This window comes from Cupriavidus sp. OTU4054 (genome assembly GCF_038440175.1).
Lineage (GTDB): Bacteria > Pseudomonadota > Gammaproteobacteria > Burkholderiales > Burkholderiaceae > Cupriavidus > Cupriavidus pauculus_D.
In genome coordinates, this window is sequence record NZ_JASATF010000003.1 from 149,815 (window position 1) to 175,807 (window position 25,993).

Annotated in this window: 23 protein-coding genes; 13 read left to right on the forward strand and 10 right to left on the reverse strand. The window is 67.6% G+C overall.

What is annotated here, in order from left to right; genetic code table 11:
* Positions 1-10: 10 nt before the first annotated feature.
* The 4 genes from AAHB16_RS05520 to AAHB16_RS05535 form a co-directional block, all read right to left on the reverse strand.
* Positions 11-1,369 carry a collagen-like triple helix repeat-containing protein gene (locus AAHB16_RS05520; protein WP_446718066.1) on the reverse strand — a complete coding sequence of 453 codons (1,359 nt, stop codon included), beginning with the start codon at positions 1,367-1,369 and terminating at the stop codon, positions 11-13.
* Positions 1,370-1,670: 301 nt separating this feature from the next.
* Entirely contained in the window at positions 1,671-2,867 is a 1,197-nt protein-coding gene (locus AAHB16_RS05525; protein ID WP_342050311.1) for a GGDEF domain-containing protein, read from the reverse strand.
* Positions 2,868-2,963: 96 nt separating this feature from the next.
* On the reverse strand, positions 2,964-3,938 hold the full coding sequence (locus tag AAHB16_RS05530) for a Bug family tripartite tricarboxylate transporter substrate binding protein (protein WP_150376785.1): 975 nt from the start codon (positions 3,936-3,938) through the stop codon (positions 2,964-2,966).
* A 104-nt stretch (positions 3,939-4,042) separates the two neighbouring features.
* A complete protein-coding gene (locus AAHB16_RS05535) occupies positions 4,043-4,954 on the reverse strand; it encodes a LysR family transcriptional regulator (RefSeq protein WP_150376786.1) in 912 nt (303 codons plus the stop codon).
* Positions 4,955-5,115: 161 nt separating this feature from the next.
* Between AAHB16_RS05535 and AAHB16_RS05540 the strand changes: the two genes are divergently transcribed.
* Complete coding sequence (locus AAHB16_RS05540) at positions 5,116-6,471, forward strand: MmgE/PrpD family protein (RefSeq protein ID WP_342050312.1); 1,356 nt, start codon at positions 5,116-5,118, stop codon at positions 6,469-6,471.
* A gap of 38 nt (positions 6,472-6,509) precedes the next feature.
* Positions 6,510-8,639 (forward strand): acetate--CoA ligase family protein, encoded by a 2,130-nt coding sequence (locus tag AAHB16_RS05545; RefSeq protein ID WP_342050313.1) that lies wholly within the window; start codon positions 6,510-6,512, stop codon positions 8,637-8,639.
* On the opposite strand, the gene AAHB16_RS05550 is transcribed toward AAHB16_RS05545, so the two are convergent.
* The 5 genes from AAHB16_RS05550 to AAHB16_RS05570 form a co-directional block, all read right to left on the reverse strand.
* Positions 8,640-9,797 carry a RidA family protein gene (locus AAHB16_RS05550; RefSeq protein ID WP_342050314.1) on the reverse strand — a complete coding sequence of 386 codons (1,158 nt, stop codon included), beginning with the start codon at positions 9,795-9,797 and terminating at the stop codon, positions 8,640-8,642.
* An 18-nt stretch (positions 9,798-9,815) separates the two neighbouring features.
* Complete coding sequence (locus tag AAHB16_RS05555) at positions 9,816-10,784, reverse strand: PDR/VanB family oxidoreductase (RefSeq protein ID WP_342050315.1); 969 nt, start codon at positions 10,782-10,784, stop codon at positions 9,816-9,818.
* Positions 10,785-10,797: 13 nt separating this feature from the next.
* The gene (locus tag AAHB16_RS05560; RefSeq protein ID WP_150376791.1) at positions 10,798-11,823 is read right to left on the reverse strand and encodes an NAD(P)-dependent oxidoreductase; all 1,026 of its coding nucleotides are present in this window, start codon (positions 11,821-11,823) and stop codon (positions 10,798-10,800) included.
* Between the two features lie 17 nt (positions 11,824-11,840).
* Positions 11,841-13,010, reverse strand: coding sequence for an aromatic ring-hydroxylating oxygenase subunit alpha (locus AAHB16_RS05565; protein ID WP_150376792.1), 1,170 nt, complete (start codon positions 13,008-13,010; stop codon positions 11,841-11,843).
* Between the two features lie 82 nt (positions 13,011-13,092).
* Positions 13,093-14,061: a Bug family tripartite tricarboxylate transporter substrate binding protein gene (locus AAHB16_RS05570; RefSeq protein ID WP_342050316.1), complete on the reverse strand. Its 969-nt coding sequence runs from the start codon at positions 14,059-14,061 to the stop codon at positions 13,093-13,095.
* 186 nt (positions 14,062-14,247) lie between these two features.
* Here AAHB16_RS05570 and AAHB16_RS05575 point away from each other — a divergent pair, with 186 nt between their 5' ends.
* Positions 14,248-14,940, forward strand: coding sequence for a GntR family transcriptional regulator (locus AAHB16_RS05575; protein ID WP_191002309.1), 693 nt, complete (start codon positions 14,248-14,250; stop codon positions 14,938-14,940).
* A 24-nt stretch (positions 14,941-14,964) separates the two neighbouring features.
* Here AAHB16_RS05575 and AAHB16_RS05580 read toward each other — a convergent pair whose 3' ends face one another.
* Positions 14,965-15,867, reverse strand: a complete 903-nt coding sequence (locus tag AAHB16_RS05580) for a LysR family transcriptional regulator (RefSeq protein ID WP_150376795.1) — start codon at positions 15,865-15,867, stop codon at positions 14,965-14,967.
* Positions 15,868-16,042: 175 nt separating this feature from the next.
* Between AAHB16_RS05580 and AAHB16_RS05585 the strand changes: the two genes are divergently transcribed.
* The 10 genes from AAHB16_RS05585 (at position 16,043) to AAHB16_RS05630 (ending at position 25,988) form a co-directional block, all read left to right on the forward strand.
* Positions 16,043-16,996: a Bug family tripartite tricarboxylate transporter substrate binding protein gene (locus AAHB16_RS05585; RefSeq protein ID WP_150377565.1), complete on the forward strand. Its 954-nt coding sequence runs from the start codon at positions 16,043-16,045 to the stop codon at positions 16,994-16,996.
* Between the two features lie 19 nt (positions 16,997-17,015).
* Positions 17,016-17,744, forward strand: a complete 729-nt coding sequence (locus tag AAHB16_RS05590) for a PIG-L deacetylase family protein (RefSeq protein WP_342050317.1) — start codon at positions 17,016-17,018, stop codon at positions 17,742-17,744.
* Entirely contained in the window at positions 17,741-18,454 is a 714-nt protein-coding gene (locus AAHB16_RS05595; RefSeq protein WP_150376797.1) for a 4-carboxy-4-hydroxy-2-oxoadipate aldolase/oxaloacetate decarboxylase, read from the forward strand. The genes AAHB16_RS05590 and AAHB16_RS05595 overlap by 4 nt, the downstream gene beginning before the upstream one ends.
* 46 nt (positions 18,455-18,500) lie before the next feature.
* Entirely contained in the window at positions 18,501-19,442 is a 942-nt protein-coding gene (locus tag AAHB16_RS05600) for a LysR family transcriptional regulator (RefSeq protein ID WP_150376798.1), read from the forward strand.
* 151 nt (positions 19,443-19,593) lie between these two features.
* A complete protein-coding gene (gene tcuA, locus AAHB16_RS05605; protein ID WP_150376799.1) occupies positions 19,594-21,015 on the forward strand; it encodes an FAD-dependent tricarballylate dehydrogenase TcuA in 1,422 nt (473 codons plus the stop codon).
* A complete protein-coding gene (gene tcuB, locus AAHB16_RS05610) occupies positions 21,002-22,186 on the forward strand; it encodes a tricarballylate utilization 4Fe-4S protein TcuB (protein WP_150376800.1) in 1,185 nt (394 codons plus the stop codon). Before tcuA ends, tcuB begins: the two co-directional genes overlap by 14 nt.
* A gap of 28 nt (positions 22,187-22,214) precedes the next feature.
* Positions 22,215-23,003 carry a class II aldolase/adducin family protein gene (locus tag AAHB16_RS05615; RefSeq protein ID WP_150376801.1) on the forward strand — a complete coding sequence of 263 codons (789 nt, stop codon included), beginning with the start codon at positions 22,215-22,217 and terminating at the stop codon, positions 23,001-23,003.
* A gap of 58 nt (positions 23,004-23,061) precedes the next feature.
* A complete protein-coding gene (locus AAHB16_RS05620) occupies positions 23,062-24,039 on the forward strand; it encodes a Bug family tripartite tricarboxylate transporter substrate binding protein (protein ID WP_342050318.1) in 978 nt (325 codons plus the stop codon).
* A gap of 25 nt (positions 24,040-24,064) precedes the next feature.
* The gene (locus AAHB16_RS05625) at positions 24,065-24,970 is read left to right on the forward strand and encodes an amidohydrolase family protein (RefSeq protein ID WP_150376802.1); all 906 of its coding nucleotides are present in this window, start codon (positions 24,065-24,067) and stop codon (positions 24,968-24,970) included.
* Positions 24,971-25,004: 34 nt separating this feature from the next.
* Positions 25,005-25,988, forward strand: a complete 984-nt coding sequence (locus tag AAHB16_RS05630; RefSeq protein WP_150376803.1) for a Bug family tripartite tricarboxylate transporter substrate binding protein — start codon at positions 25,005-25,007, stop codon at positions 25,986-25,988.
* The last annotated feature ends 5 nt before the right edge of the window (positions 25,989-25,993 follow it).

Here is a 25,993-nt window from a genome sequence, read left to right on the forward strand (position 1 = left end):
CATTTTTCGCTTAACGCTGGCCGGTCAGGCTGCCGACGAGGTTGGTGACGGGGGCCAGCGGGTTCGTGCCGCCGGTGCCGCCGCCCACGCCGCCGGTTAGGCCGCCGACGAGATTCGTGACGGGTGCCAGCGGGTTCGTGCCGCCCGTGCCGCCACCCACGCCGCCCGTGAGGCCACCGACGAGATTCGTGACGGGTGCCAGCGGGTTCGTGCCGCCCGTGCCGCCGCCCACGCCGCCCGTGAGGCCACCGACGAGATTCGTGACCGGGGCCAGCGGGTTCGTGCCGCCGGTGCCGCCGCCCAGTCCGCCCGTCAGCCCGCCCGTGAGGCCGCTGACGAGGTTGGTGACGGGTGCCAGCGGGTTCGTGCCGCCCGTGCCGCCGCCCAGTCCGCCCGTCAGCCCGCCCGTGAGGCCGCTGACGAGGCTGGTGACCGGTGCCAGGGGGTTCGTGCCGCCGGTGCCGCCGCCTAGTCCACCCGTGAGGCCGCCCGTCAGGCCGCTGACGAGGTTGGTGATCGGGGCCAGCGGGTTCGTGCCCGGTGTCCCACCCGCGGGAATCAGCGCGCCGCCCAGCGCCGCCACCGCGGTGCCCGTCGTCTGCACGATGCCGCCGACCTCGCTCACCACCGGTGCCTGCGTCTGCTTGAGCGTGCCGCCCACATTGTTCACCGCGCCGCCCAGCGTTACGAGCAGGTTGTTCACGGTAGGCCCAAGACCCGTGGCGCCGCCGATGGTCTGCGTGGCGTTGCCGAGCGTGGCCGTCAGCGGCACGATGGCGCGGTTTGCCGTGGTCAATACCTGATTGACCGGATCGGCCGCAAGTTGCGGCGTGAGGTTGCCGACGAGGTCGCCGGTCTGGCTGACGACGGAGCCCACCGGCGCGGTCACCGCGGCGAGCGGTCCCGTGCCGAGACCGCCGACCGTGCTGCCGACACTGCTGACCGCGGTGCCGACCTCTTTCAGCACGGTGGGACCCGCGGCGCCTGTCGGACCCGTGGCACCCGTTTCCCCTTGAGGACCTTGCGGACCTTGCGGACCGGTGGCGCCGTCGCTGCCGGCCGGGCCGGTGGGACCGGTCGCGCCGGTCTGGCCCTGCGGACCTTGCGGGCCCGTGGCACCCGTCGCGCCCGTGGGACCTGTCGCACCGGTAGCGCCCGTCGCCCCCGTCGCGCCGGTCGCACCCGTAGCACCTGTAGCACCTGTAGCACCGGCGGACCCCGTGGCGCCGGTCGCACCGGCCGAGCCCGTGGCGCCCGTCGCGCCGGTGGCACCCGTCGCCCCCGTCGCTCCCGTCGCGCCGGTCGGGCCCGCGATGCCTTCAGGCCCCATGGGGCCGGTATGGTGATGGGAGCAGCCGCCCATCAGCATCAGGCCCACCAATACCAGGCCGAGCAAGTAATTGTTGTTGCGCACGATGACCTCTCCTTTGTGATGTTCTGCGAGTGCAGCGACTCACCACCGCAACGGCCATGCCCAGTGCGCGCGCGGCCCTGTCAGGGCATCCGCGACGTTGCCGGGTACCGCCACGGCATTGGGTTTGCGGGAAGGAGGGTGCGATTGAGACGTCCGTTCGAACGTGCGCGGGAGCACGCGGGGCCGTTACGGCATCGTTACCTCGTAACGTCGGCCGTAACGTTCGCCGTAACGCGAGATTAAAACTGACGGCGCATCAGACCGTGTTGGTGATGCGATCCGAGGCGGGCGCGGTCAAGCCGTCCACGAGTTCGCTCTGGCCGACCATACGATTGCGGCCCGTCAGCTTGGCGCGATAGAGCGCCGCATCGGCGCGCGCCGACAGTTGCGCGAGCGATTCGCCGGCGCGCCACGTCGCCACGCCGCCGCTGACCGTGTAGTGCACGGTGCCGAACAGCGTATCGACGGCATTGGCCGCCGCGCGCGCGCGAACCCGTTCCGCGACATGCCGCGCTTCGGCCTCGCCCGTCGCCGGCAGCAGGATCACGAACTCCTCGCCGCCCAGCCTCGCGAGCCGGTCGCTGGCGCGAATCTCCTCCCCAGCCACGCGCGCGAACTCGCGCAGCACCGTATCGCCCGCGGCGTGTCCCCACGTATCGTTGACGGACTTGAAGCGGTCGATATCGATGATCACGAGCGCGGGCGTGGGGCCGCCGCGCATGGCCCGCGCGAGTTCGCGCGCGGCTTCGTCCTCGTACGCCTTGCGCGAGGCCACGCCGGTCAGCGTATCGGTATTGGCGATGGCTTCCAGCCGCCGCACGAGGCTGTCGTGGATCATCAGCACCGCGCCCATCGTCAGCGCGGGCATCACCAGCGCGCCGAGCGTCAGGAACGCGACGTTGAGGCCCGGTGCCGTGATGCCGTCGCCGAGCATCGCCATCGCGGCCATGGCGCCGCGCGCGGCATGCGCCAGCGCGAAGCCGAGCGCGAACGTCGCGGTGGTCAGGAAATGGCTCGCGGTACGATTGCGCGGGCGGCGCGTGAGCAGCGTGATGCCGACGCCCGCGCAGAGCAGCGCATGGAAGGCGGAGACGAGCGCGACGCGGGCCGCGAAGTCATCGACGACATAACGCAGCGCGGCAATGCTCACCGCGACGCCGGCCGTGCCGGCGATCAGCATGCGCCATGGCGGCCGGCCGCCGCAGAACAGCACGGTGCCCGCGTAGAACATGCAGATGGCCCAGGCGAGCGCGGCATTGGCGACCACGACCGACAGCACGTCGGAAATATTGCCGCGTAGCGCGAACAGGACGAGCGCGACGGTGGCAACGAGGTTCGCATGGCACCACTCCTGCACGCCGGGCAGGCCGCAGCGGCGCAGCGACAAGACAATGGCCAGCATCATTGCGCTGAGCGCCGCGGTAATGACCAGCAGGGCGATCGGAGCCGACATCGGCGAGGCGTCCTCCATCAAAAGCTCAATGATACGCCTCGCAAAAGCAACGCCCCGCACGGGGCGGGGCGTCGTGGGCCAGGAGGGCGGGCAGGGTCAGTCGATGCGCGCGCCCGAACTCACCACCACCGGCTTCCAGCGCTTGTTCTCGCTGAGCACGAACTTGCCGAACGCCTCGGGCGAGAGCCGCATCGCATCGGCACCCTGCTGCGCGAGCTTGTTCTTGACCTCGGCCTTCCCGAGCGCGGTGACCACGGCGCCGTTGAGCTTGGCGAGCACGTCCTTGGGCACCCCCTTGGCCGCGAACAGGCCGAACCACGCGCCGGTTTCCACGCCGGAGACGCCAGCTTCGGCCATCGTCGGCACATCGGGCAGCGTGCCGGTGCGCTGCGGCGATGCCACCGCGAGCGCGCGCAGCGTGCCGCTACGGATATGCGAGATCACGGACGGCAGCGTCGCGAACATGAACTGCACGCGGCCGGCCAGCAGATCGTTGAGCGCATCGGCGCCCTTGTAGGGCACGTGCGTGGTCTGCACGCCCGCGCGCTCGTTGAACAGCACGCCCGACAGATGCGCGGCGGTGCCGACGCCGGTGGAACTGAAGTTGGTCGAGTTCGGATGCGCCTTCGCGTAGGCGATGAGGTCCTTCACCGATTTCACCGGCAGCGTGGGCGGTACCACGAGCACGTTGGGCACGTCGGCCATCGGGGCCACCGGCGTGAGTTCGGTCAGCGGGTTGACCTTGAGCTTGCTGTAGAGCGACGGGTTGATCGCGATGGGGCCCACCGACGTGGCCAGCAGCGTGTAGCCGTCGGGCTCGGTGCGGCTCACGATCTCGGTGCCGATATTGCCGCCCGCGCCGGGACGGTTCTCCACCACCACGGACTGGCCCAGCGTCTGCGACATCTCGGCGGCGACTTCGCGCGCGAGGATGTCGGTGGTGCCTCCGGCCGTGAATGCCACGACCATGCGGATGGGTTTGGTGGGGAAATTCGTCGTCTGGGCCGACGCGGTCGCTGCGGCGCAGCAAAGCAGCATGCCGGCCGCGATGGGCCGGAAGATCTGAAGCATGAGTCGTCTCCGATGTTCGTAGTGTTCTACCGACCATCTTAGGGAAACGCGCCCGCTCAGCTATGAAAAAAGAGAAACGCTGCGTTCATGCCTCGCTGCCACTTCTAGCGCGGCCGCTTGAAGTGCTGCTCCATCGTCGCGCAGCGCGCGAGGTACTCGAGCAATTGCGCCGTGGCGGCCGGCAGGCTGTCGCGATCGCGCACGCACACGTGGAATTCGCGCACGGCCCATTCGTCGTTGAGCGTCAGCAGCGACAGGCCCATCATCGACAGGTAGTTCTTGGCAATGCCTTCTGGCACCACCGCGATACCGAGCCCTTCGCGCACCATGCGGCAACGCGCCTCGAAGTTCGAGACCTGCGTCTTGATCGTGAGCGGACGCGAGATCGTGCCCGACACCAGCGTCAGGAACGCATCGAACGTATGGCGCGGGAAATAGCCGAGGAAGTCGTAGTCGAGCGCTTCCTCGAGCCGTAGCGATCCCTTGGCCTCGAGCGGATGGCCGCGCGGCACGACGAGCCCGACGCGATCCTTTCGGTACGGCAGCGAGAACACCCCCGGGCTCGGGCTTCGCGCGTGATAGATGCCGATATCGGCGTCGCCATTGGACACCATGCGCGGGATATCGAAGCTGAACGCCTCCATCAGGTCGATGCGCGCTTCGGGGACCTGCTTGAGAAAGCCGCTGATATCGGTGGGCAGGAACTGCAGCACCGTCGAGCGATTCGAGGCCAGGCGAATCTTCGCGGTGCCGTCGGTGGAGAACGTGGCGAGCGCGTCCTGCGCCAGTTGCACGCTGCGCACGATGGCCTTGGCGCGCTGATACAGCATCGCGCCGGCCGGCGTCGGCTCCACGCCGCGGCCGTGGCGGCGCAGCAGCGCGGTGCCCGCGCGGCGCTCCAGTTCGGCGATGCGCTTGCTGGCCGCGGAGGTTACGAGGTTCTCGCGTTCGGCCGCGCGCGACAGGCTTTTTTCCTCGACGGCGGCAATCAGGATGAGTAGCGACGGAATGTCCATGGGCGCAGTATGCACCGCACGGCGCGTCCTCTGGAATCCCCGCGATATTTCGGGAGGTTTCTCCAAAAGTCAAAGCTGGCCACGCCGGCGAGCCTACGATGATAACCATTCCAGACTGTCGACGGGCGCCAGAGACGCCCGCATCCCGAGGAGCACAACTCATGATCATCGAAGATTTCGCCGCCTATGTCGGGCGGGAAGCGTCGTCGCGCCTGCCGGACGCCGCACTGCACCATGCCCGCCGCGCCGTCATCGACTGGTTCGCCGCGCTGCTCGCCGGCGTCCAGATCGCGCCGGGCCAGCAACTGGTGGCCGCGCACCGCGAAGAGCTCGGCGTGGGCCGCTCGACCGTCATCGGCCATGGCACGCACGCGTTTCCCGCGCTGGCCGCATGGATCAATGGCAGCGCATCGCACGCGGCCGAGTTCGACGACATCTTCCGCGATGCCGTCTATCACCCCGGCTGCCCGACCATCGCGGCCGCGCTGGCGCTGGCCGAACAGGTCGATGCCACGGGCATCGATTTCCTGCGCGCGGTGATCGCCGGCTATGAAGTGTCCACACGCATCGGCGCGGCCATCCAGCCCGCGCACTATCGCTTCTTCCATACCACCGGCACGGTCGGCTGCTTCGGCGCCGCGGCCGCGGGCGCGCTGCTCGTCGCCCCGGGCAATGCGCGTGTGGCCGCCGATGCGATGGCCACGGCCGCGACGTTCGCCTCGGGCCTGCAACAGGCATTCCGCTCCGACGCGATGACCAAGGCGCTGCACGCGGGCCATGCCGCGCAGGTCGGCGTGCAGGCGGCGCAGGCCGCCGCGCACGGTGTCAACGGCGTGTACAACATTCTGGAAGGCGATGCCGGCTTCGGCGCGGCGCTGTGCGGCAAGCCGGACTGGAGCAACGTGACGCAGGGCCTCGGCACCGACTACAACGTCACGCGCATCACGCAGAAGAATCACGGCTGCTGCGGCCATACGTTCGCGGCGATCGATGCCGCCCAGCAACTCGTGCGCGATCACGCGCTCGACCCGGCGCGCATCGCGGCCGTCCGCGTGGCGACGTACCAGGTGGCGCTCGATGTGACCGGCAACTTCAATCCGACCACGGCATTCGAGGCGCGCTTCAGCCTGCCGTACGTCGTGTCGCACGGCATTCTGCGCGGCGCGGTGCGGCTCGACGCGTTCCTGCCCGAACGCATGGCCGATGCGCAGATTCGCCAGTTGATGACCAAGGTGTCGCTGACCGCCGATCCGGAACTGACCGCGGCGTTTCCGCGCCAGCGTGCCGCGCGCGTGGAGATCGAAATGGCCAATGGCGCGCGCCATAACTACTTCGCGCCGTATCGCAAGGGCGACCCCGAGTCGCCGCTCGACGACGCGACACTGGCCGACAAGTTCATGGAGCTCGCCGCGCCGGTACTCGGCGCCGGCCCGGCCGCGCGGCTGCTCGACACGCTGTGGCAACTCGACGAGCGGCCCATGCGCGCGCTTGGCCTCTCCCGGCTCAAGGCCGGCTGATCTTCGCCCACGCGATTCCGCTTACGACCGATTTCCTCATGACCTCGACTTCCCGACCCGCCGGCGCCGCGCTGGCCAAGGCCCTTTTTACGCCGCAGCGTGTCGCGCTGGTGGGCGCTTCCGCCGACGAAAGCAAGAACACCGCCCGCCCGATGCGCTTCATGCGCAAGCACGGCTATCGCGGCACGATCTATCCCATCAATGCCGGCCGCGCGGAGGTCATGGGCCTGCAGGCCTATCCGCGCGTCGCCGATCTGCCGGCCGCCATCGACCACGCGTTCGTGATGGTGCCGGGCCGGCAGGTGCCAGAAGTGCTCGAACAATGCGCGGCACAGGGCGCGCGCGTGGTGACGGTGTTCTCCGACGGTTTTGCCGAACTCGGCGGCGACGGCGTGGCCGCGCAGGAAGCGCTGGCGGCGCGGGCGCGCGAGCTGGGCGTGCGGCTGCTGGGGCCGAACAGCATCGGCGTGGTGGATGTGCACAGCGGCGCGATTCTCTCCGTCAACGCCGTGCTGGAGATGGATGAACTGCGCGCTGGCGGTATCAGCGTGGTATCGCAGAGCGGCTCGATGCTCGGCGCGCTGCTGTCGCGCGGGGCCGCGCGCGGACTCGGCTTTGCCAAGCTCGTATCGGTCGGCAACGAATGCGATATCGGCGTGGGCGAGCTCGTGGATATGCTCGTCGATGACGACGCCACCGAGGTCATCCTGCTGTTCCTCGAAACCATTCGCGACGCCGCGGTGCTCGGTCCCGCGCTGCGCCGCGCACGGGCTGCCGGCAAGCCCGTGCTGGCCTACAAGCTCGGCCGTTCCGCGCAGGGCGAGGCGCTCGCGCAATCGCATACCGGTGCGCTCGCGGGCAACGATGCCGCCGTCGACGCGTTCCTGCGCAAGCACGGCGCCATGCGCGTGGAGTTTCTCGAAGCGCTGTTCGAACTCGCGCCGCTCGCACGCCGTTATGCGAAGACGGTGCCCGTGCTCGATCGCCATCCGCGCATCGCGGTCGTGACGACGACGGGTGGTGGGGCCGCCACGGTAGTCGATCGGCTCGGGCTGGCCGATGTGGAGGCCGTGGCGCCGCCCGATGCCTTTGTCGCGCAAATGGCCGCGCGAGGCGTGAAGATTCGCCAGACCCCGATCATCGATCTCACGCTGGCCGCGACGAGCGCGCAATACCAGGACCTCGTCGAGCAGATGCTCGAGAGCGACTGGTGCGATGCGGTGCTGTGCGTGGCGGGTTCGTCCGCGCAATTCCACCCGCAGCTGGCCGTGCGGCCGATCGTCGAGGCTTCGGCGGTGTCCGCGCGCACGGGCAAGCCGCTGCTGGCGTTCCTCGCGCCGGAGGCGACCCAGTCGCTCGACCTGCTTCAGCAGGCTGGCGTGCCCGCGTTCCGCACGCCGGAGAGTTGCGCCGACGCGCTGGCCTGCCTGTTCCGCGCCGCGAAGTCCCGCGACGACGCCATCGCGGAACCGGCACCGATCGCATGGCCGGCGGGGCTGCCCACGCAGGGCGACCTGTCCGAGTTCGAAGCCGCGAAGGTGTTTGCGGCGGCGGGCGTGCCCATCGCACCGATGGCGCTCGTCACCGATGCATCGCTGGCCCATGCGGTGCCGTATCCGGTGGTGGCCAAGATCTGTTCGCGCGATATCCTGCACAAGACCGAAGTCGGCGGCGTGAAGGTGGGGGTGCGCGACAACGCGGAACTCGCGAGCGCCGCCGACCAGCTGTATGCGAACGTACGCGGGGCGGCACCGGACGCGCGGATCGACGGCATTCTCGTGCAGCGCATGGAAAGCCGGTTGCTGGAACTGATGCTCGGCTATCGCAACGATCCGCTCGTCGGCCCGATCGTGATGCTGAGCGCCGGCGGCGTGACGGCCGAACTCCACCGCGACGTGAGCCTGCGTCCCGCGCCGGTCTCGCTGGCCGAGGCCAGCGAGATGATCGGCGAGGTCCGCTCGACACAGCTGATTCGCGGTTTCCGCGGCCTGCCGCGCGGCGACGTGGATGCGCTGGCGAAGACCATCGTCGCGTTCTCGAACCTCTGCGCCGTGACGGACGTGAAGATCGAGGACGCCGAGGTCAACCCGCTGTTCGTGCGGGCTGACGGGGTGGTCGGCGTCGATTGCGTAGTGCGATTAGGCGTGGGGCGATCAGGCGTGGTGTGATCAGGCCGAGGCGTCCTGCCCGAGGATTGCCAGCCCGTCGATCTGCACGCGCTGGCCCGGGGTGAGGAAGCCCGCCACCTGCACGATGCTGACCACGGTGCGGCCCGGGACCAGAAACCGGTGCAGCACCTCGGTCGCCGTCTGGGCCGACTCGCCGGGGCAGAGGAAGACGTTGAGCTTGACGATGTCCGCCATCGCGGCGCCGCCCGCTTGCGCGACTGTCGCCACGCGGGTCAGCGCGCCTTCGAGTTGCGCCGCCAGTCCGTCGGCCTCGGGTGCCGCCTGCGCGGCAATGTGGAGCGCGTTGCCGGCGCGCCAGCCCGGCGAGAACGGCGTTGCGCCCGTCTCGCCCGCGATGCTCACCGGCTCGCCGGCCTCGGTGGACGCGACGGCATCGATCTCGAGCAGCAGGCCTTCGTAAAGCAGGTCCACGCCGATCACGGTGATGGCCGGCTTCGGTCCCGCGAACCGGCGCGCCGCTTCGGCAACGATCGATTCGCCGAGCCGTTGCGATGCATGTAGCGACGCGTCGGCGTCATGCCGGTACGCGATCTTCAGCGAGCAGACCTTGTCCCAGTCCGTCCGCGCGTCGCGCAGCACGTGTTCGATGTACTCGAGCGTGTTGCGCGTCTGGGCCTCGACATCGCCGGCCGCGATGGTCCGCCCCTGCCGGTCCGCGGAAATCTGGCCGCCCACATACACGGTCGTACCGACGCGCCAGCCTTGCGAGAACGGCGTGGGGATGCTCCAGTCCCACGCGTGCGCGGGCATGATGCGCTGCTTGTCCTGGCCGAGTTCGGCGATGCCATCCACCGCGATCAGTGCCCGGTCCGGCCCGACGCCCTGCGTGCGCAACGCCGTGGCGGCCGGTCCCGGATCGGCCAGATGCAGGAGGCGTACCGCGGTCATGCGTTCCCAGTACGCCGTGACGTCGGTGCCATCGCCGTCGAACAGGTAGTACGTATGCAGCTTGGTGAGGTCGGCCATCGCGCCGCCGGCTTCTTCCAGTCGCGCGACCAGGCTGCGAAACACCTGGTCGGTCTGGTCCGCGATGTCCAATGGATGCGCGGAGGCGAGCGGAAGCTGCAGGCCGACGTAGACGGTCTGGCCGACGCGCCGCAGCGGGGGAATGTGTGGATTCGACGTGGGCATGTCCATGTTCTTCTCCTGATTCGTTCAAAGATCGAGCACGACTCGCGTGTGGGGCCGCCCGCGCGATACGCAGGGCATCATGCAGCGGTTGGCGCCGCGCTCCGCCGCGCCGAGCAGCAGATCACGATGGTCGATGTCGCCCGACAGCACGCGCACCTCGCAGGTCCCGCATACCCCCTCGCGGCAACTGCTGGGAAGATCGACGCCGTTGGCATGCAGGACATCCAGCGCGGTCTCGGTCGCGGGCACGGCCAGCACCTTGCCGGACGACGCGAGTTCGAGTTCGAAGGGCTCGTTCGGCGCCGCGTCGTCCCGGTCGGCCGCAAACCATTCGAAATGCACGCGCGATGTCGCCGTGTCCGGCGTTGCCGCCTGCACCGCGCGCATCAGGCCCGCGGGTCCGCAGCAATACAGATGGACATTCGAGGGCGACGCCGCGACGAGGCCGACGATGTCCCGCACGGGAAGGATCGGCGCCTCGCTGAAGTAGGTCGTGACGCGGTCGGGATACCGCGCGCTCAGCCGCGTGTGAAACGCCGCATGCTCGGCCGATCTCGCGCAGTAGTGCAATTCCCACGACTGGCCGGCGCGGTCCAGCGTCGCGATCATCGCCACGAACGGCGTAATGCCGATACCCCCGGCAATCAGCACCGTGTGCGCCGCGCTCGCGACCAGCGGGAAGTGGTTGCGTGGCGGCGAGATGCCGAGCGGACTGTCGACCTCCATGCCGTCATGGAGGCTCGCGGAACCACCGCGGCCGCCGCGTTCGTGCTTGACCGCGATGCTGTAGTGATCGGCATCGTCGATCGGCCCGCAGAGCGAGTACTGCCGCACGAGGCCGGCGGGCGTATGCACGTCGATATGCGCGCCCGCGGAGAAGGCCGGCAGCGGCCGGCCATCCACGGCGCGCAGGTCGAACTGCACGATGTCGGTGGCGACCTCGCGCATCGCCGCGACCTTGACCAGGCGAAGCTCGTCGGTGGCCTGACTCATGATGACGCCTCCTTCAGTAGCTGCGCGCGAGGTCGACGAGGTTCGTCAGCGGCTCGCCGTGGAAATGGCGGCGGATATTGTTGAAGAAGATATCGAGCGTGTGCGGAATGTAATGCTCGATATCGTCCGACAGCACGTGGGGCGTGATGACGAGGTTGGGCGTCTCCCAGTAGGGCCAGTCGGCGGGCGGTGGCTCCGGGTAGGTCACGTCGATCATGGCACCGCCAAGCTTGCCCGTGCGCAGCGCGCTGTCCAGCGCCGCGGGGTCGATCAACCCGCCGCGGGACATATTGATGAGCCCGGCGCCGTCGCGCATGCGCGCGATTTCCTCGGCACCGATCAGGAAGCGCGTCTCTTCCGTCAGCGCGGTGTTCAGCAGCACGAAGTCCGCCTGGGGCAACAGGTCGCGCAAGGCGCCGGGCAGATGCATGCTGTCCACGCTCTCGTGCGGAGCCCCGCTGCGGCGAATGCCCATCACGTGCATGCCGAACTGCTTGGCCAGCGTGGCGATGCCGCCGCCGATCGCACCGACGCCGACGATAAGCACCGTCTTGCCGTTCAGTGCCGACGTGAATTGCCGGTCCCATGCGTGCCGCCGGTGGTTCCACATCAGCGCGGGCATGCGCGCGTTGAGCATGAGCAGCGCCATCAGCCCCGATTGCGCGGCCTTGGGCAGATGGGCACCGCTGTTGGTCAGTACCTGCAGGCCGGACGGAACCCAGTCCAGCGGCAGCAGGTAATCGACGCCCGCGCCCAGCACCTGCAGCAGCTTGAGGCGCTTGCCGTCGTCGCGCAGCGTCTTGTGCGGGAAGCGGTAGGTGATCATCGCGTCCGCGGTTTCCATCGCATCGTGATAGATATCCTGATCGTGACCCCACGTCGTGCGGATGCGCGCGGCGACGTCGGGGTGCCGGCCAAGCGCGGCTTCGTACTGGTCCGTGTGCACCGTGAACACGGGCATCATCGCGCGCGAGTTCTCGATATGGATGTGGAGCGGATCCGCGCTGGAATAGTCGCGGCTTGCGGTCGTGGATGGCATGGGGGCGTCTCGTTGTCTTACGCGGCGTCGCGGAGTTCGCGCGACGATTCGGTGTCGGGGCCGATGACGCGGTCCAGCACGTGGTTCGCGATACGGTGCACGATGTACTCCTCGAGGGAGAGCCGGCCCGGAACATAGGCACCGGTGCGCATGGCCTTCTGCACGTTCGGATTGATGCCGAGGTCCTCGATGACGATCTTCGAATATTTCTCGTAGTACGCCGGACCGACGATCTCGCTGAAATCGTCGCGCGCCACGGTGCTGCGCGGGAACGTCCAGTTCTCGTAGATGCGCAGCTTCTCCGGACCCTCGGGCAGGTACTGGCGGAATTTCATGTACGACGACGTGACGATGATCTGGAGCGTCGGCTGGACCCAGATATGGAACAGGCAGTTCGCCTTCTCGGGGTCGATGCCGGGAATCTCGGGCAGGCCCGAGTACGCGACGATGCTGCGCTTGCTGTACATCGCCTCCCACGCACCATGGGTTTTCTCGAACTGCCAGTTCTGCGGGTTTTTCGGATCGACGTGGCTGCGATGGATCGTCGGCACGTGATAGTTCTCGAATGCGTTCTCGAGCCACACCTTCCAGTTGCAGTCGACGACGTACTCGTCGCGATGGGTCCACTGCATGTCCTCGAGCCGGTGGCTCGCCATATAGGCCGGCAGGTCGCCGAGGTAGTCGAGCAGCGGCGGCGCTTCCGCGTTGAACGTGATGAAGAGAAATCCGGCCCAGGTCTCGGAGCGGATGGACCGCAGGCCATGGTCGGCGGCCTTGAACCCGGCCACGCCGGCCATCGGCGGCGGCGTGCCGGGCGTGCCGATCAGCTTGCCGCTCGGGGCATAGGTCCAGCTGTGATACGGGCAGGTAAAGGCGCGGCACTTGCCCGCGCCCTCGGTGATGATCGCGCCGCGATGCCGGCACAGCGCGGAGTGCACGCGGACGTCGTTGTTCTCGTCGCGCACCACGATCAGCGGCTGGCCGAGCACCTCGATCGAGTAGTAGCTGCCCGGCTCGGCGACCTGTTCGACGCGGCCGACGCACAGCCAGTCCTTGCGGAACATGGTGTCGACTTCGCGCTGATACCACTCGGGGGACGTGTAGCACCAGCCCGGCAGCGGCGACCCCTCATGCAGAGGGCGGCGCTGCGCGACGTAGTGCGCGGGGGAAAACATGTTTTCGATCATCGTTGTCTCGGTTGTGACTACCTAGAAAACTAGTCAACTAGTTTAGAGGGCAGAGTACGCAATGGGCGGGCGATCGTCAAGGTCAGTTGTTCGAGATATCCGCGGCCGCCATGACCTTGCCCCACTTCTGGTTCTCGCGCTGCAGGAACGACTGGAACTGTTCCGGGCTGCCGCCGACCGGCTGGGCGCCCAGCGCCTTGAGCTTTTCGATGGCTTCCGGCGATTTCAGCCCCTCCGCGACCGCGGCCGACAGCTTCGCCGCCACGGCGGGCGGAATGCCGGCCGGCGCCACCACGCCATACCAGGACGTCACCTCGAAACCCTTGAGGCCCGCTTCGCTCACGGTCGGCACGTTGGGCAGCAGCGGGCTGCGCTGGTCGGCGGCGATACCGAGCGCGCGGACCTTCCCGGTCTGGACCTGCGGCGCCGCGGCGAGGATTTCCACGGACATCATCGATACCTGTCCGCCCATGACATCGGTCAGCGCGGGCCCGGTGCCCTTGTACGGGATATGGACGAGGTCGACGCCCGCCATCTGGTTGAACATCGCGCCCGCCACGTGGTGCGGCGTGCCCGGTCCGGACGATGCGAAATTCAGCTTCTTCGGGTTGGCTTTTGCATAGGCGATGAATTCCGCGAGCGTTTTCGGGGGCAGGGCGGGGTCCACGACCAGCACGTGCGGCACGGAGGCGACGAGGGTAATGGGCGTGAAATCCTTGATCGGGTCATAACCGACCTTCTGGTAAATCGGATTGATCGACAGCGAGCTGGTGGATCCCATCAGCAGCGTATAGCCGTCGTTGGGCGACTGCGCGGCCATCTTGGTCCCGATGGCACCGCCGGCGCCCGCGATATTCTCGACCACCACCGATTGGCGCGTGGCGTCGCCGATGATCTTGGCGGTCAGGCGGCCGAGGACATCGACCGCGCCGCCCGGCGGAAAGGGCACGATGAACCGGATGGGCTTGTCCGGATATTGGGCGTGCGCCAGAGGAGAAAGCAGCGCGGCAGCTGCAACGGCCAGACCTAGCAACGTACGACGGGATGACATGAGGTTTCTCCTCGGTGTGGGGGCGAATCGTCATCCTAGATCAATCGTTAAACTAGTCAACTAGAATGTTTGTTGGCACAAAAAGGGGGCAAAAGGCACATGAATCTCGCATGCATGAGAGGCATGCGCTAAACTGGGTAACTACTTTATTAGAGGTCTGGCGCTATCGATGCGGCAGAGATGCAGGTGACGACTGGCAGTGAATTGAAGATTCCAGAGAGTTCCGCGGTGGCGACGCTCGTGTACAACGAGATCAAGCAACGCATTATCAGCCTGCGTTATGCGCCCGGCGAAAAGCTTTCGGAAGCAAGACTCGCCGACGAACTCGGTTGCGGCCGCTCTCCGATCCGGACGGCATTCGCGCAGCTCAGGAACGACGACTGGATCGCGGTCAGTCCGCAGAGCGGGACCTATGTCCGGTCGCTGACCGAAGAGGAGATCCACGAGATCTTCGAATACCGTTTTCTGCTGGAGTCCTACGTCACGCGCCAGGCCGCCACGCGCATGTCCGACGACACCATCCGGCGACTGCGCGCGGCGTTCCGCCGGTTCGCGTCGGACGACGCCAGCTTCGAGAGCCAGTCGTTCGATGAATTCAACGAACTGGACGCGACGTTCCACTCGACGATCTACCGCACGGCCGGTAACGGCCTGATGACGGACAGCCTGCTGAACCTGCTGGACAAGCTGCGGTGGCTGAAGAAGATGACGCCGTCGCCGCCGTTGCGCATGAAGGATGCGGTGGCCGAACTGGAGAGCATCCTCGATGCGATCGAGGCGCGCGATGCGGATCTGGCCGAGGCCCGGATGCGTGAGCACATCGGTAACGCGGCGGACTTTGCCGAGGCTTATCGCACGCGCATGGCCAATGTCGCGTGAGCGGCTGCGGCTGCACGGTGCGCTTCAGAAGAACCCGACAAACCGCTCCATGATCGGCGACAGCATGCCCGCGCGGTGCGCCATCAGCACGCGGCTGTCCGCGTCCGGGCCGATCAGCGGCAGATAGGCCACGCCCGGAATGCCCGTGCGCGCATAGATCTCGGGCAGCACGGCGACGCCCGCGCCGCTGGCGACGAGGCCGATGATCGTCGTGGCCTCGCGCGCTTCCTGCACGGTGCGCGGCGCAAAGCCCGCGCGGTTGCAGAGCGTGGTCACGTGGTCGAACAGGCCGCAGCCGAGGCCGCGCGGAAACAGCAGGAACGCCTCGTTCGACAACTCCGCGATGTCCAGCGCATGATCCGCCTCGCCCGCATGGCGCCTATCGCGTGCGAGCGGGTGCCAGAGCGGTACCACCACGACGAGCCGGTCGCTCAGCACTTCCCTCACGGCGATGGACGTGGGCGGACGGAATTGGGGCGAAGGCCGCAGAAAGCCGATGTCGATCTCTCCCTCTTCGATCTGCTGCAACTGCTGGCCCGTGGACATATGCACGAGCTCGAGCATCGCATTGCGGTGGGCTTCGCGAAAGCGCTGGAACGCGCGGGGAAACGTGTCGTGCATCGGCACGGACGCGGTAAAGGCGACGCGGATCTCGCCGGCTTCTCCACTGGCCACCTGCTTTACGACATCGCGAGCCTGGTCGAGGTTGGCCAGCGCCGCGCGCGCCTTTTCCAGGAACAGGCTGCCGGCCGGCGTCAGCGCGACCTTGTGCCGCGTGCGTTCGAGCAGCGGACTGCCGAGCTCCTCTTCGAGGGCCTTGATCTGGATGGAGAGCGGCGGCTGGCTGATATGCAGCTTGCGGGCGGCTTCACTGAAACTGAGGGCCTCGGCGACCGCAACGAAGTAGCGCAGTTGGCGGAAATCCATGATGGGGGCGGTTTTCCGGCTTCGTGATAGCGAATTGAAATAACCGGCAGGTTGAAAACATATTAGACACTATCACGATCGGTGCCGAGAATGCGTGCACAAGCACAACAACGGGGCACAGATCATGAATTCCAAGCACACCTCGCGCGGCCGCCGGACCGTCGTGGCCGGCCTGATGGGTGGCGTCATCGCAGCGCTGGCTTTCACCGGCATGGCCGCTCATGCGCAGGATGCCTATCCCAACCATCCGATTCGCCTGATCGTGCCCTACGCGGCCGGTGGCGCCGTCGATATCGTGGCCCGCGCCGTGGGCCACAAGATGAGCGAGTCGCTCAAGCAGCCGATCATCGTGGACAACCGTCCGGGCGCGAGTACCAATATCGGGCTCGACATGGCCGCGAAGGCGCCGGCCGACGGGTACACGATCCTGATGGCCTCCAACAGCCTGGCCACCAATGCCGCGCTGTTCAGCAAGCTGTCGTTCAATCCCGCGACGGACTTCGCACCGGTGGCGCGTATCGGCGAGGCATCGCTCGTGATCGTGGTGCCGGCGAAGTCGAAGATCCAGTCGCTGAAGGATCTGATCGCGCAGGCCAAGGCGCAGCCGGGCAAGCTTGCCTACGCATCGGCCGGTAATGGCAGCTCGGGCCATCTCGCGGGCGAGCAGTTCAAGGAAGTGGCCGGCATCGACGTGCTGCACGTACCGTACAAGGGCGGTTCGCCCGCGATCACCGACCTGCTCGGCGAGCGCATCAACTTCATGCCGATCAACCCGCTCGAAGTCATCACGCATATCAAGGCCGGCACGCTGCGGCCGCTGGCCGTGGCGAGCGCCAGGCGTTCCGCGCAACTGCCCAACGTGCCGACGTCGCGCGAGGAAGGGCTGCCGAACTTCAATGCGTCCGTGTGGTGGGGCCTGATCGCCCCGGCCAGGACGCCCGCGCCGATCGTGAAGCAGCTGAACGCCGCGGCCAATGCGGCGCTGGCCGATGCCGAGGTGCGCAAGCAGCTCGAGCAACTGGGGGTGACGATCGTGTCCGGTACGCCCGAAGCGTTCGGCCAGTTCATCCGCAGCGAGACCACGACGTGGGCCGGCGTGATCCACAAGGCCAACATCACGGCCGATTGATTCTTTACCGATCTCAAGCATGACCGACACTCAAGCCAAGCCTTCCATCCTCGTTGTGAGCGCGCACGCCGCGGACTTTGTCTGGCGCGCGGGCGGCGCCGTGGCGCTCTATGCGGAACGCGGTTATCACGTGCGCATCGTCTGCCTGTCGTTCGGCGAGCGCGGCGAATCCGCCAAGATGTGGCGCCAGCCCGGTATGACGATGGACCGCGTCAAGGCGGCGCGCCGCGAGGAAGCCGAGCGCGCGGCCGAGATCCTCGGCGGCACGCTCGAATGCTTCGACCTCGGCGACTATCCGATGCGCGTGCCCGACGAAGCGCTGCTGCGGCTGGCCGATATCTATCGCGAGATCCGCCCCGAGTTCGTGCTGAGCCATTCGCGCGAGGACATCTACAACTTCGACCATCCGCTGGCGACGCACGTCGCACAAGAAGCGCGCGTCATCGCGCAGGCGCACGGCTACAAGCCCGACGTGCCCGTGATCGGCGCGCCGCCGGTGTTCCTGTTCGAGCCGCATCAGCCCGAGCAGTGCAACTGGAAGCCCGATCTGCTGCTCGACATCTCCCCGGTCTGGGAGAAGAAGCAGCGCGCGTTCACGACGATGGCCGCGCAGGAACACCTGTGGGAGTACTACACGCGTGTCGCGCTGCAGCGCGGCGCGCAGGCGACGCGCAATTCCGATCGCAAGATCCAGTATGGCGAAGGCTATGCGCGCGTGTTTCCGATGGTGAGCGAGGTGCTGGCATGAGGACGATTGCCTACCGCAACATCCTGCGCGCCGAGGCGCGCCATATCGATACGCTGGGCAAGCTGGGCGTGGCGACCGTGCACGAGGCGCAGCGGCGCACGGGGCTGATGAAGCCCTATATGCGGCCGATTCAGTCCGGCGTGGCGATTGCCGGCAGCGCCGTCACCGCGCTCATGCATCCGGGCGACAACTGGATGATTCACGTGGCCGTGGAGATGATCCAGCCCGGAGACGTGCTCGTGGTCGCGCTGACCAGCGATTGCACGGACGGGCTGTTCGGCGATCTGCTGGCCACGTCGCTGAAGGCGCGCGGTGCGCGCGGGCTGATCATCGAGGGTGGGGTGCGCGATGTCTCCGTGCTGAACCAGATGGGCTTTCCGGTGTGGTCGCGGGCGATTTCGGCCCAGGGCGCGGTCAAGGAAACCGTGGGCGCGGTGAATGTGCCCGTGGTGTGCGCGGGCGCGCAGGTGCGTCCGGGCGATGTGATCGTGGCGGACGACGATGGCGTGGTCGTGGTCGCCCGGCCGGCGGCCGAGGCGATTGCGAGGAAGGCCGCCGACCGGGAGGCGCTGGAGGCCGGCAAGCGGGAGAAGCTGGCCTCCGGCGTGCTGGGCGTGGATATGTACGATATGCGGCCGGGGCTGGCGGCCAAGGGGCTCGTGTATTCGGACCGGACCGTGGACTGGTATAGCGGGGCCGACGAGGCCTGAGTTCCCCCCCCTCCAATCTGGTATAAGTGGCGCATAGGGGAGACAGATGGAACTGCGCCAGCTTCAGTATTTCGTACGGGTGGTCGAACTAGGCAGCATGAGCCGGGCAGCGCTCGAGCTCGATATGGTGCAGTCGGCCATCAGCCAGCAGATCAGCCGGCTCGAGAGCGAATTGTCCACGCGTCTGCTGCGCCGTGCGCCGCATGGGGTCACACCGACCGAGGCCGGGCTCGCGTTCTTTCACGAGGCGCAGCTTACGCTCCGCCATGCCGAGCAGGCGAAGCGGGCCGCGCATCAGGCGCGGCTGTCCGGGACCGTGAGCGTCGGGCTGGCGCCGACCACCGCGTCCGTGGTCGGCGTGCCGCTGATGCGCGCGATGCGCGAGCGGTATCCCGATGTGCGCCTGCATATGGTCGAAAGTCTCTCCGGCCACCTCACCGCGATGCTCAACGCGCGGCAACTCGACCTCGCCGTCCTGTTCGACACGAACGCCGCGCGCCGCTGGACCGTCTTGCCGCTGCTCGAGGAAACGCTGTTCCTCATCCGCTCGCGCGCGGCATTGCCCCAGGGCCGCGCCGATCCGCCCACGCATCTGTCGATCGTCGATCTCGAAGCAATCCCGCTGATCATGCCCACGGGGCTCCACGGCCTGCGCAGCACGCTCGACGCCGCGTTCACGCGGGCCAAGGTCGTGCCGAACGTGGTGCAGGAAGTGGACTCGCTGGCGATGCTGATGGACGCGGTGGATATGGGCTTCGGCGCCACGCTGCAGCCCTGGGCCGCCGTCGGCCGCTATCCCGACGCGGAAAAACGCTTCCATCTCGCGCAGATCGACGACCCCAAGGTCGGCCGCCAGAACCTGCTTTGCAGTCTGTCCGACGACGAGCTGTCGCCCGCCGCCCTCGCGCTGCGCGTGGTGCTGGCCGATACCGCCCGCAGCCTCGTGCGCTCGGGCGGCTGGCATGGCGCGCGCCTGATGGAGGCATAGCCGCCACCGGCAGGGGTATCACGATTTGTGATGCCCCCATGCCGTGCAGGGGATTCGCAGGGGGAGGTGTGACCGATACAGTTCCGGCACGCTTCCACAAGATTTCAATCGTGTCTTCCCTCCCCACTCGAGCCAGAAAGGACGTCCGGCCATGATCGACGTTCTCGTCATTGGCGGCGGCAACGCCGCGTTGTGCGCGGCCCTGATGGCGCGCGAGGCCGGCGCCAGCGTGATGCTGCTGGAATCCGCACCGCGCGAATGGCGCGGCGGCAACTCGCAGCACACCCGCAACCTGCGTTGCATGCACGACGCCCCGCAGGACGTGCTCGTCGACGCCTATCCCGAAGAGGAGTTCTGGCAGGACCTGCTCAAGGTCACCGGTGGCATCACCAACGAACACCTCGCGCGCCTCGTGATCCGGGCGTCGTCGAATTGCCGCGACTGGATGCGCAGCCATGGCGTGCACTTCCAGCCGCCGCTGTCCGGCGCGCTGCATGTCGCGCGCACCAATGCGTTCTTCATGGGCGGCGGCAAGGCCCTGGTCAATGCGTACTACCGCAGCGCCGAAAACCTCGGCGTGCAGATCCGCTACAACGCGCCTGTCGATGCGATCGAGCTCGACGGGGACCGTTTCGTGGCCGCGCGTATCGGCAAGGAGCGCATCGAGGCACGTGCCTGCGTGCTGGCCGCCGGCGGCTTCGAGTCGAACCGCGAATGGCTGCGCGAAGCGTGGGGCCAGAACGAGCGCGGCGAATGGCCGGCCGACAACTTCCTGATCCGCGGCACGCGCTTCAATATGGGCGTGCTGCTCAAGTACATGATCGAGGCCGGCGCCGATGCGATCGGCGATCCGTCGCAATCGCACTGCGTGGCCATCGACGCGCGCGCGCCGCTGTACGACGGCGGCATCTGCACGCGTATCGACTGCGTGTCGCTGGGCGTGGTGCTCAATGCCAACGCCGAGCGCTTCTACGACGAGGGCGAGGACTTCTGGCCCAAGCGCTACGCGATCTGGGGCCGTCTGGTGGCACAGCAGCCGAACCAGATCGGCTACTCGATCATCGATGCCAAGGCCGTGGGCCGCTTCATGCCGCCGGTGTTCCCGGGCGTGACCGCCAATACGCTGCCCGAACTCGCGCGCAAGCTCGGCCTCGACGAGGCCACGTTCATGCGCACGATCGACGACTACAACGCCGCGTGCCGCGTCGGCAAGTTCGACCACACGGTGCTCGACGACTGCCATACCGAGGGCGTGACCCCGGCGAAGACCCACTGGGCGCGTCCGCTCGACACGGCACCGTTCTACGGTTACGCGCTGCGTCCCGGCATCACGTTCACGTACCTCGGCCTCAAGGTCAACGACAAGGCCGCCGTGCACTTCGACGGCAAGCCGAGCGAGAACCTGTTCGTCGCGGGCGAGATGATGGCGGGCAACGTGCTCGGCAAGGGTTATACGGCCGGCGTCGGCATGTCGATCGGTACGGCGTTCGGCCGCATCGCCGGCACCGAGGCGGCGCGTGCCGCCGCCGGCGCCAAAAAGGAATCACGGGAAATCGAGCATGCAAGTTCTTGAAGCGCTGACCCGCGAGGCAGCCTCGCTGGGCGAGGGCGCGCTGCCGCTCGCCGGTACTCTCACGGCAGACGAGGGCGAAGTCGCCCGCACGCTGCAGATCTGCAATGCCTGCCGCTATTGCGAGGGCTTTTGCGCGGTATTCCCGTCGATGACGCGCCGCCTGGAGTTCGGCAAGGCCGATATCCACTATCTGGCGAACCTGTGCCACAACTGCGGCGCATGCTTCCATGCCTGCCAGTACGCGCCGCCGCACGAGTTCGCCGTGAACATCCCGCAGGCGATGGCCAAGGTGCGCGTGCAGACGTACGGCGACTATGCGTTTCCGGCCGCGCTCGGGGGCCTGTATCGCCGTGCCGGCCTGACCACGGCGCTCGCGCTGGCCGCGGGCCTCGCGCTGTTCCTGCTGATGGTGCTCGGCATGCGCGGCACGCTGCTGCATGAGCCGCTGGCCGGCAACTTCTACGCGATCTTCCCGCATAACCTGCTGGCCGCGATGTTCGGCGTGGTGTTCGGGTTCGCGGTGATCGCGCTCGGGATTGGCGTGACGCGATTCTGGCGGCAGGTATCGCCCGGCACGCGGCCGAACGATTCGCGCGGCGCCGCGATCGGCGGCGCGGCCCACGACGCGCTGCGCCTGAAGTACCTCGACGGCGGACACGGCGAAGGCTGCAACAACGACGACGACGCGTTCACGCTAGCACGCCGCAGGTTCCACCACTTCACGTTCTATGGCTTCATGCTGTGCTTCGCGGCGACGGCCGTCGCCACGCTGTACCACTACCTGCTGGATCTGCACGCGCCGTACCCGTTCCTGAGCCTGCCCGTGCTGCTGGGCACTGCCGGCGGCATCGGCCTGCTGATCGGGCCGGCCGGCCTGCTGTGGCTGAACCTGCGCCGCGACCCGCGTACGATGGATCTGGCGCAGCGTCCGATGGACCGTGGCTTTATCGCGCTGCTGCTGCTGACCAGCGCGAGCGGCCTGGCATTGCTCGCTTTCCGCGATACGTCGGCGATGGCCGCGCTGCTCGCGATCCACCTTGGCATCGTGATGGCGCTGTTCCTGACGTTGCCTTATGGCAAGTTCGCGCACGGAATCTTCCGCAGCGCGGCGCTGTTGAAGTGGAATATCGAGAAGCGCCGGCCCAGCGATCTGGCCCTCGGCGCCGATTGAACGAGATAGACACCAAAGGAGATGCACCATGACGAAACCCGGCGTACTGAACATCCCGTCGATGCGCGACCGCTGCAGCGAGGCGGAATGGAAGGCGCGCGTGGATCTGGCCGCGTGCTACCGGCTCGTTGAGCTATACGGCATGGCCGACATGATGGCCAACCATATCTCGGTGCGCGTGCCCGACGAAGAGGGCGCATTCCTGATCAACGCGTACGGCATGATGTACGAGGAGATCACGGCATCGAGCCTGATCAAGGTGGACCACGCGGGCAACATCCTGTCGAAGCCCGATTTCGGCGACCTGAACTACGGCATCAACAAGGCCGGGTACGTGATCCACAGCGCCGTGCACCATGCGCGTCCGGAGGTGGCCTGCGTGATCCACACGCATAGCTGGGCGTCGATGGCGATCTCCTCGCTCGCTTGCGGCCTGCAGCCGCTGACGCAGACGGCGATGCGCTTTCTCAAGATCGGCTACCACGACTATCAGGGCGTGGTGCTGGATACGGCCGAACAGGAATCGCTGATCGCCGACCTCGGTACCGGCGAGGCGCTGATCCTGCGCAACCACGGCGCGCTGACCGTCGGCAATACCGTGGGCGAGGCGTTCAACTGGATGCACCGTCTGGAGCTCGCCTGCCGCGCGCAGATCGGCGCGATGGCATGCAATACGCCGATGCAGCACGTGCCGCAGGACGTGCTGGAAGCCACGTGGAACAACTACCAGCCGGGCACGCGCCGTCCTTACGGCGTCATGGAATGGCCCGCGCTGCTGCGCAAGCTGGATCGGCTGGACCCGAGCTATCGGGACTGATCCCGGCTGGCGGGACCGCAGGAACGGGTAAAACTATTACTAGAGACGAGAGACGAGCATGAACAGAAGACGCATGCTGGCGCAGATGCTGGCTATCGGCGCGGCCCCCATGATGATGACCACGGCGCGTGCGCAGGCACTGCCGAACAAGCCCGTCACGCTGATCGTGCCGTTCGCGCCGGGCGGCAACCTCGATGTGGTGGCGCGCGCCGTCGCGCCCGCGCTCGAGCAGCAGCTGGGCCGCAACGTGATCGTCGATAACCGCCCCGGCGCGGGCGGCGTGATCGGCGCGAGCGCCGTGGCGCGCGCCGAGGCCGACGGCTCGATGCTGCTGGTGACCACACCCAACGCGATCGTCGTGCTGCCGCGCATGACGAAGACCAACTACAAGCTCGCGAGCTTCGCCCCGGTGGGCCTGGTATCGACGACCGCGCTCGTGGTGGTGGTCAAGGGCAACGACACGCGCTTCAAGGACGTGCGCGCGCTGCTCGACTTCGCAAAGAAGAATCCAGGCAAGGTCGCATCGGGCCACGCGGGTCCGGGTACGACCAACCATATGGCGACGCTGCAGCTCGAGGACGCGGCCGGCATCAAGCTGAACCAGGTGCCGTACAAGGGTTCGGCGCCCGCGCTCGTGGACCTGCTGGGCGGGCAGATCGACATGGTGGTGGACCAGCTGACGAGTTCGGCCCCGCATATCCAGTCGGGCGCGCTGCGCGCGATTGCCGTGATGTCGCGCGATCGCGACCCCGCGCTGCCGAACGTGCCGACGCTGCGCGAAGCGGGCCTGGCCAACTTCGACGCGACCACGGCGACCACGCTGCTCGCACCGGCCGGCACGCCCGCGGCCGTGGTGGAGACCATCAATACCGCGCTGCGCAAGGCGCTGGCCGAGGAGCAGGTGAAGACGCGCCTGCTGACGGTGGGCAGCCTGGCCAGGTCCTCCACCTCGAAGGAAGTGGCCGACCGGCTCGCGCAGGAAGATGCGCGCGCGCAGACGCTGGCCGCATCGGGCCGCCTGAAGGCGGCGGAATAACAGCAACGAACGCGGAGACAACGCCATGACACGCCCCTGCCTGCCCGCGCCGGACCAGATCGCCGCGCTTGCATTCCAGGCGCCCGCCGGCGCCTGCGACAGCCATGCGCACGTGTTCGGTCCCTACGACCGTTTTCCGCTTGCCGAAGATCGCAGCTACACGCCGACGGCGTATCCGGCCGATACATTCATCGCGCATCTGGACCAGCTCGGCCTCGAACGCGGCGTGCTGGTGACGGCGAGCGCCAGCGGCACCGGCGTCGGCAATGCGGTCGTGCTGGACGCGCTGCGCAAGTATCCGACGCGCCTGCGCGGCATTGCCGTGCCCGCACCGGACACCAGCGACGCGGATCTGGACGACTGGCACGCGGCCGGCGTACGGGGCGCGCGCTTCAACCTGTACCAGGTCGATGGCCACGCGGTGTATCGCAACGGCTCCGGCATCGAGGTGCTGGAAGCCATCGCGCCGCGTCTGCGCGAGCGCGGCTGGCATGCGCAGATCTGGATCCATGCGCCGGACCTCGTCGAGATGGGCCCGCGCCTCGGGAAACTCGGCATTCCGCTGGTCGTGGACCATATGGGCCGCATGGCCACCACGCGCGGCGTGAACGACCCGGGCTTCCAGGCGCTGTGCGCGCTGCTCGCCGAAGGGGTGGCCTGGACCAAGATCTCGGGTGCCGATCGCAACAACCCCGGCGGCGGTGTCGCGGCCACACCCTACGAATCCGTGGATCCGTTTGCGAAGGCCTTGCTCGCGGCCAATCCGGATCAGGTGGTGTGGGGCTCGGACTGGCCGCATATCAATTATTTCGATCCCGCGAACATGCCGGACGATGGCGTGCTGTTCAACCTGCTGGCGCGCTGGATGCCCGATGCGGCGATGCGCGAGCGCGTGCTCGTGACGAACCCGGCGCGGCTGTACGACTTCTGATCGTCGCGCCACATATCAATACAGGAGACACGCCATGCCCCGCTTCATGTTCCCGCCGCCGCGGCGCCTGCTGCAGGCGCTCGCCCTCGCCGTCGCGGCCACATCGGCCGTCGCGCACGCCGCGGATGAATATCCCACGAAGCCCGTGCGCGTGGTGGTGGCGTTCACCGCCGGTGGCACCACGGACATGCTGGCGCGCAGCGTGAGCCAGCATCTGTCGCAGAAGCTCAAGCAGTCGTTCGTGATCGACAATCGTCCCGGCGCCGGCGGCAATATCGGCACGGAGTTCGTCGTGCGCTCACCCGCCGACGGCTACACGCTGCTCGTCGACTCGGTGGGCCCGATCGCGATCAACCAGACGCTGTACAAGCGGCTGAACTACGATCCGCTCAAGGACCTCGTGCCCGTGGTGCAGATTGCCGACGTGCCAAACGTGCTGGTCGTGCATCCCTCGCTGCCGGTGAAGAACTTCGACGAGTTCGTGGCGTACGCGAAGGCCAATCCGGGCAAGCTCAACTACAGTTCCACGGGCGTCGGCACGTCGTCGCACCTGTCGGGCTTCATGCTGACCGAGCGCATCGGCGCGCCGGCCACGCATATCCCGTACAAGGGCGCGGACGCGCTCAACGACTTGCTGACGGGCCGCGTGCAATTCATGTTCGCGACGATTCCGTCGGTGATCTCGCATATCCAGGCGGGCAAGCTGCGCGCGATCGCGGTCAGCAGCGCCAAGCGGTCGCGTTCGCTGCCCGATCTGCCGACGGTGGCGGAAAAGGGCTTCCCGGGCTTCGAAGCGGGCTCGTGGTTTGGTATCTTTGCCCCCAGGGGCACGCCGCCCGCGGTGATCGCCAAGGTCAACCAGGCCGTCAACGAGGCGCTGCCGTCGCTGCAGGCGCAGATGATCCGCGAAGGTGCGGACCCCGTGGGCGGCACGCCCGAGCAGTTCGGCAAGTTCACGCAGAAGGAATACCTGAAGTGGAAGGAAGTGGTGCGCGCCTCGGGCGCGTCCGTCGATTGAAAGGG